Annotated in this window: 4 protein-coding genes; 1 reads left to right on the forward strand and 3 read right to left on the reverse strand. The window is 69.8% G+C overall.

The genetic code is table 11. The features are described 5' to 3' along the window. Window positions 1-9 precede the first annotated feature (9 nt). Window positions 10-2,004, forward strand: a complete 1,995-nt coding sequence (locus ACIA03_RS22485) for an ATP-dependent DNA helicase (protein ID WP_396986637.1) — start codon at window positions 10-12, stop codon at window positions 2,002-2,004. Between the two features lie 57 nt (window positions 2,005-2,061). Here the strand turns inward: ACIA03_RS22485 and ACIA03_RS22490 are convergent, their stop codons facing one another. The 3 genes from ACIA03_RS22490 to lexA all read right to left on the reverse strand — a co-directional run bounded on the left by ACIA03_RS22490 (window position 2,062) and on the right by lexA (window position 6,229). Next, entirely contained in the window at window positions 2,062-3,618 is a 1,557-nt protein-coding gene (locus tag ACIA03_RS22490) for an MXAN_6640 family putative metalloprotease (protein WP_396986654.1), read from the reverse strand. Between the two features lie 75 nt (window positions 3,619-3,693). Continuing rightward, window positions 3,694-5,364 carry an alkaline phosphatase D family protein gene (locus ACIA03_RS22495; RefSeq protein WP_396986639.1) on the reverse strand — a complete coding sequence of 557 codons (1,671 nt, stop codon included), beginning with the start codon at window positions 5,362-5,364 and terminating at the stop codon, window positions 3,694-3,696. A 97-nt stretch (window positions 5,365-5,461) separates the two neighbouring features. Beyond that, window positions 5,462-6,229: a transcriptional repressor LexA gene (lexA, locus tag ACIA03_RS22500; RefSeq protein WP_396986641.1), complete on the reverse strand. Its 768-nt coding sequence runs from the start codon at window positions 6,227-6,229 to the stop codon at window positions 5,462-5,464. Window positions 6,230-6,414 lie beyond the last annotated feature (185 nt).

The raw sequence follows: 6,414 nt of genomic DNA on the forward strand, positions 1-6,414 counted from the left end.
GTTGCCCGAGTGACCGCAACCGAGACCGCCTCCCAGACGCCCGTACGTGAAGCCCTGGCGGACGCGGTCGCGACCCTCGGCGGGGCGACCCGCGAGGGTCAGGTGCTGATGGCCGATGCGGTCGCACAGGCGCTCGCCGACGAGGAGCACCTCCTCGTCGAGGCCGGCACCGGCACCGGGAAGTCGCTGGCCTACCTGGTCCCGTCGCTGCTCCACGACAGCCGGGTCGTGGTCGCCACCGCGACCCTCGCGCTGCAGCATCAGCTCGTCGAGCGCGACCTGCCGCGCCTGGTCAAGGCGATCGGCTCGCGCCCCGGCGTCGACGCGTCCTTCGCGGTCCTCAAGGGCCGCTCCAACTACGCCTGTCTCCATCGTGTGCGCGAGGGGGCGCCCGACGACCAGGGCACCCTGGTCGATGTCCCGCTGGGCCCGATGGCCGAGAAGGTCCTCGAGCTCCGCAGCTGGGCCGAGAAGGAGGCGGAGAAGGGCGGCAGCGGCGAACGTGACGCCGCTCCCCGTCACACCGACCGCGAGTGGCGCCAGGTCTCGGTCAACCACCGCGACTGCCTCGGTGCCGCCAAGTGCCCCTTCGGCGAGGAGTGCTTCGTCGAGGTCGCCCGCGACAAGGCCCAGAAGAGCCACCTGATCGTCACCAACCACTCCCTGCTCGCGATCGACGCGATCGAGGGTGTCCCGATGATCCCGGAATACGACGCGGTGGTGATCGACGAGGCCCACGAGCTGGTCGCCCGGGTGACCCAGGCGGCGACCGACGAGCTGACCGCGGCCGAGGTCGAGCGGGCCGCCCGGCGGGCCCAGAAGCACGTCGAGGGCTCCGAGGCCGACGATCTGGCCGACGCCTCCGACGCGCTGCGGGCGGCGATCAACGAGACCTCGCCCGGCCGGTTCGTGACCCTCCCCGAGGTGATCTCCGACGCGCTCGTGCTGGTGCGTGACGCGGCGCGCTCGGCGCTCTCCGCCCTCCCGAAGCCGAAGGACTCCGACAGCGCCGACCCCGGCTTCCAGCAGGCCAAGGGCGGCCTGCAGGAGGTCTTCACCACCGCCGAGCGGATGGCCGCTGCCTCCGACCACGACGTGATCTGGCTCAACGAGGGCAGCGACCGGATCCCGCCGCGGCTCTGCGTCGCGCCGCTGCAGGTCTGGGCGCAGATGCGCGAGAAGCTGCTGCGGGAGAAGACCGTCGTCTTCGCCTCGGCGACCCTCAAGCTCGGCGGCGACTTCGGCCCCGTGGCCGGATCCCTCGGGCTCAAGGCGGAGGAGCGCACCGAGATGGGCGCCGGGGCGCAGCGTACCGAGGACGTGCTGCCGTGGGTGGGGCTCGACGTCGGCAGCCCGTTCGACTACGGCAGGCAGGGGATCCTGTACGTCGCCCGCCACCTGCCTCCTCCGGGGCGCGACGGTATGGGCGCCAAGACCTTGGACGAGATCGTCGACCTGGTCGACGCCGCCGACGGGCGTACGCTCGGGCTCTTCTCCTCGCGCCGCGCAGCCGAGGCGGCGGCCGAGGTGGTGCGCCAGAAGCTGCCGCACCTGACCACGCTGGCCCAGGGGGACGCGCAGCTGCCCGAGCTCGCCGCGCAGTTCGTCGCCGACCCGCACACGGTCCTGTTCGGCACGCTGTCGCTGTGGCAGGGGCTCGACGTGCCCGGCGACACGTGCCAGCTCGTGATCATCGACCGGATCCCGTTCCCGCGGCCCGACGACCCGCTGATGTCAGCCCGGCAGCAGGCGGCCGACAAGGCCGGCGGCAACGGGTTCATGCAGGTCGCTGCGACCCATGCGGCGCTGCTGCTGGCGCAGGGCGCCGGCCGGCTGATCCGCACCACCACCGACCGTGGCGTCGTGGCGGTGCTGGACGCCCGCCTGGCCACCGCTCGTTACGGCGGCTTCCTCAAGGCGAGCCTGCCGCCGATGTGGGCCACCACCGACCCGGCCATCGTGCGGCAGGCGCTGAAGCGGCTCTCCGAGTCAGCCTCTGCCTGACCGAAATGCACGCCGAGTCGGCTCGTTGGAACGAGCCGACTCGGCGTGCATCTGAGATCAGCGGTAGGTCTTGGCCCACCAGTGGTGGGTGGCCTTGTCGGGCGAGGCGATGCCGTGGCAGGAGAACGCGGTGCCCTGGCCGCAGTCGAAGTTGCTGCTCGCGTTGGCGAAGGTGACCTCGACCTTGCGGATCCGCTTGGAGGAGAAGCCCTCGATGGTCTTGGTGGCGATGCCCTTGCTGTTGGGCTCGAGGTAGTAGACGCCCCGGGTGCCGTCGGTGCGGAAGACGCTGACCACCGCGGCGTTGGCGTTGGGGCGGGCCACGTCGACCTTCACGCGCAGCTTCCAGCCCTTGCCGACCTTCTTCGGGACGAGGCGCTGGGTGGCGTAGGTGAGGTGCTTGAGGGTGAACTGGCCGTCGACGGTCTGCCGCTTCGCGGGGAGTGCGGTGCGGCCGTCGGGGAGCGGCGCGTAGTAGGCGCCGCCCTCGCTGTAGCTCTTCCTGGGGGCCAGGTTGGCGGCGGCGAAGCGGGTGTACTGCAGCTTCAGGGTGGTGCCGCGAGCGGCGAGCGCCTGCCGGATGGCGGTGGTGGAGTAGGTCGACGGGGCTCGGTTCCAGATGCTGAGCACGACCTCCGGCAGCTCGCCGCGCTCCTTGGCGAAGCGCTCGGAGAGATAGCGGAAGAAGATCCAGTTGCCGTAGATGCCGAGGTTGGAGACGCTGGAGTTGTCCAGCGGCTTGCGCTGGTCCTCGAGCTGGCCGTAGGCCAGGTACTGCCGGTTGTCGTTGATGCTGTCGTAGACCTCGTCCTCGACCCAGGTCGCGGTCGACTCCATCATCCAGCGGTCCTCGCCGGCGTCGTAGGCGAACTGGACCGCGTGGAAGTATTCGTGGGCGGCGGTGACGCGGAGGTTCTCGGTGGGCGTGTTGGCCGTGCCGTACTCGCTGGTGGCGTAGTCGTTGTCGAGGACGCAGTAGGCCGTGGCGGCCGTCTTGGAGACCTTCGTCTCGGGCGCGCAGTAGCCGTAGTAGCCCTCGTCGTAGAGGTTCTCCAGGTAGATGTCGACCTTGCCCGGGGTGACCGACTTGTCGGCCGCGGGCTTGCGGTAGCCGGCGTTCACGTAGATGTTGTGGACCTTCGTGACCACATCACGGACCTGGTTCGCGTAGGTCGTCGAGGCCTTGTCGCCGCCCTTGCCCGGCGAGTAGTGGACGCAGACGACATCGCTGCAGGTCTGGGTCGCGGTGCGCGGGCGGGCGAGCAGCTCGCGGGCGGCCGCCTTGTTGGACCCGTCCAGTGCGTCCTTCGCGTTCCACAGGTCGGTCAGCGCGATGGTCGCGTCGGGCCGGCCGGCCACGTGCCGCCCGGGCACGACCTGCCGGGCGCCGCGCACGGACTGGTTGCGCTTGACCTTCTTGGCCGCGTCGAGCGCCTTGCGGGCCGCCTTCTCCGTCACCGGCTGCTCGGCGCTGGTGTTACCGCCGGTCCTCGCCGAGGTCGCCGGGGTCGATCCGGTGGCGGGCATGGTGGCGGCGAAGGTGGCCACGACCATGCCCGCGATCAAGACGAAGGAGCGTTGTTTCCGGTTGATCCGGCGGGCAAGGTTTCGCATCACGTACCAGACGTTCGGGGAAGGCAGACCCCGGCAGTCTAAGGGCAGAGGGACAGCGCCACGCCGGTGAAACGCCTACACGGGCTCGGTGACGTGGTGGACGCGGCCGCTACCGGCTGCGGTGGCGTACGACATCGCCCAGGTGGCCGCGGTGCCGGGGTCCTTGCGCTCGCCGATGAAGTACCAGTCCATCTGGGTGCGGTTGCGGGTGATGTCGAGGATCGAGTAGCCGTGGTCGTCGAAGTTGAGGTAGCGGACGTGGCGGTTGGAGGTCTTGATGATCTCCTCGACCGTCACGCTGACCGTGCGACGAGGCGCGCCGAGGATGTCCTTGAGGTTGTTCGAGGTCACCGAGGTGGCCACGAACTCGACACCGGCGGTCTTGCCGAGCGGGTAGACGGCGGAGTCGTACGGCAGGTCGCAGGCCCACGAGGAGTGGATGTCGCCGGTGACGAAGACCGTGTTGGTGATCGCGTTGTTCCGGATGTGCTCGAAGAGCTCGGTGCGGTCGGCGGTGTAGCCGTCCCACTGGTCCACGTTGAGGGCGATCCCGTTGTCGGGCAGCAGTCCGGTGACGTCGTTGACCGGGCTGATGAGGCTCTTGGGGAGCGCGCCGAAGGTGACCGGCGCGATCATCACCGGGTTGCCGACGATCTTCCACCGGGCATCGGTGAGCAGGCCGTCCTTGAGCCAGGCCAGCTGCTTGTCGCCGGTGATCGTGCGGTCGGGGTCGTCGACCCCGGCGAGGTCGGTGCGGGCGACCTGCTCGGAGCGGTAGGAGCGCAGATCGAGCATGCTCAGCTCGAGGAGGTTGCCGAACCGCAGCCGCCGGTAGATGCGATCGTGGAGGTAGTCGTCGGTCTCCACGGCGGCGGTGCCGTCGACGCGCAGCGGCATCCACTCGTCGTAGGCCTGGTTGGCACCGGTCTTGCGCTCGATCCAGTCGTACTCGCCGGGCGCGTTGTTCTCCGCGCCCAGCATCCAGGCGTCGTTGGCCGACTCGTGGTCGTCCCAGGTGACGATCCAGGGCAGCCGGGCGTGGGCGGCGGCGAGGTCGGCGTCGCGCTTGTACTGCGCGTGCCGGATCCGGTAGTCGGCGAGCGTGTGCATCTCGCGGGCCGGCTCGTGCGGGCGGATGTCCTCGTTGGACATGCCGTAGCCGTACTCGCCGGGGCCGTACTCGTAGAGGTAGTCGCCCAGGTGCAGGATCGCGTGCAGGTCGTCGCGGGCGGCCAGGTGGCGGTAGGACGCGAACCAGCCGGCCTGCAGGTTGGAGCAGGAGACCACCCCGAAACGTACGTTCTCCGGGTTGGCGTCGGCGGCCGGTGCGGTGCGGGTGCGGCCGACGCGGGTGGTCTGGCCGTTGTAGCTGAAGCGGTAGAAGTACCAGGTCTCCGGAGCCAGGCCGGTGACGTCGAGCTTCACGGTGTGGTCGCGATCGGGACCGGTCTGCTGCGAGCCCTTGGCGATCACCCGGTCGAAGTCCGCGGTGGGCGAGACCTCCCAGCGTACGAGCACCTCCTCGCCCTGGCCGGATCCGGGAGTCGCGTCCGCCGTCGGCGTGACCCGCGTCCAGATGACGACACGGTCCGGCAAGGGGTCGCCGGAGGCGACGCCGTGCTGGAAGTGGTTGAGGGTGGCGCCCGCGGCCTCCGAGGGCTGGGGGAGGGCGATGGCTCCTGCTCCCGCGGCGGTGGCCAGCCCGGCGGCGATGAGGGTGCGGCGGTCGATCTGTGTCTGGGTCACGCTGTATGGAACGACGCAGCCGCCGGCCCTGTCATGGGCCGGCGGCTGGATTTCACGCAGTGTTCCCGGTCCGGTTCCGGGAGGTGTGAGGCGGGACTCAGAGGCTGCGCAGGACCGCCGTCACCTTGCCGAGGATCGTCGCGTGGGTGCCGTCGATCGGCTCGTACGCAGCGTTGTGCGGCAGCAGCCAGACCTTGCCGTCCTTGCGGGAGAGCGTCTTGACGGTCGCCTCGCCGTCGATCAGCGCGGCCACGATCTCGCCGTTCTCCGCGGTCGGCTGCTGGCGCACGACCACGAAGTCGCCGTCGCAGATGGCGGCGTCGACCATGGAGTCACCGGAGACCGAGAGCAGGAAGAGGTCGCCGTTGCCGACCAGCTGCTTGGGCAGCGGGAAGACGTCCTCGACGCTCTGCTGGCTCGAGGTCTCCTCGGCGAGGATCGGGCCACCGGCCGCGATCCGTCCGACCAGGGGGACCATGGCGGCGTCGGGGTTGGGGTTGACGTCGGCCTCGGCGGTGATCGTCGCCTCGGGCTCCTCGCCGGACATGGCCTTGCGGTGGGCCATCACCTCCGGCAGGAAGACCTCGAGAGCACGGGGTCGCTTCGGGTCCTTGCGGATCAGGCCACGCTGCTCCAGCGCGCGCAGCTGGTGTGCGACGCTGCTGGTGCTGGTCAGCCCGACCGCGGCGCCGATCTCGCGCATGCTGGGCGGATAGCCACGCTGCTCGATGCTGTCGCGCAGGTGAGCGAGGATGCGCTGCTGACGCGGCGTGAGCCCGGTCGCGTCCGGCGGCCCGTCGGGCAGCTCGCGGACGCGGCTCGACTTCGAACCGCCTGATCCGGTGCCTGTCTTCTGCGTGGTCATGTCACCACATTAGTCCCTCTGGCATCACGACTTCAAACATCTGTTCGATCTCGTCGGGATGCGTGTCGGCGTTCGAAAATTCTTTGGGGTTGTCATCTCCCAGGACATCGGTGACGGTTCTGCATCAGGACATCGGTGACACTTCCGTGGGGTTTGGTGGTGACACTTCGGTGAGTCCTTGCTCT

It is taken from the genome of Nocardioides sp. NPDC051685 (assembly GCF_044453405.1).
Taxonomy (GTDB): Bacteria; Actinomycetota; Actinomycetes; order Propionibacteriales; family Nocardioidaceae; genus Nocardioides.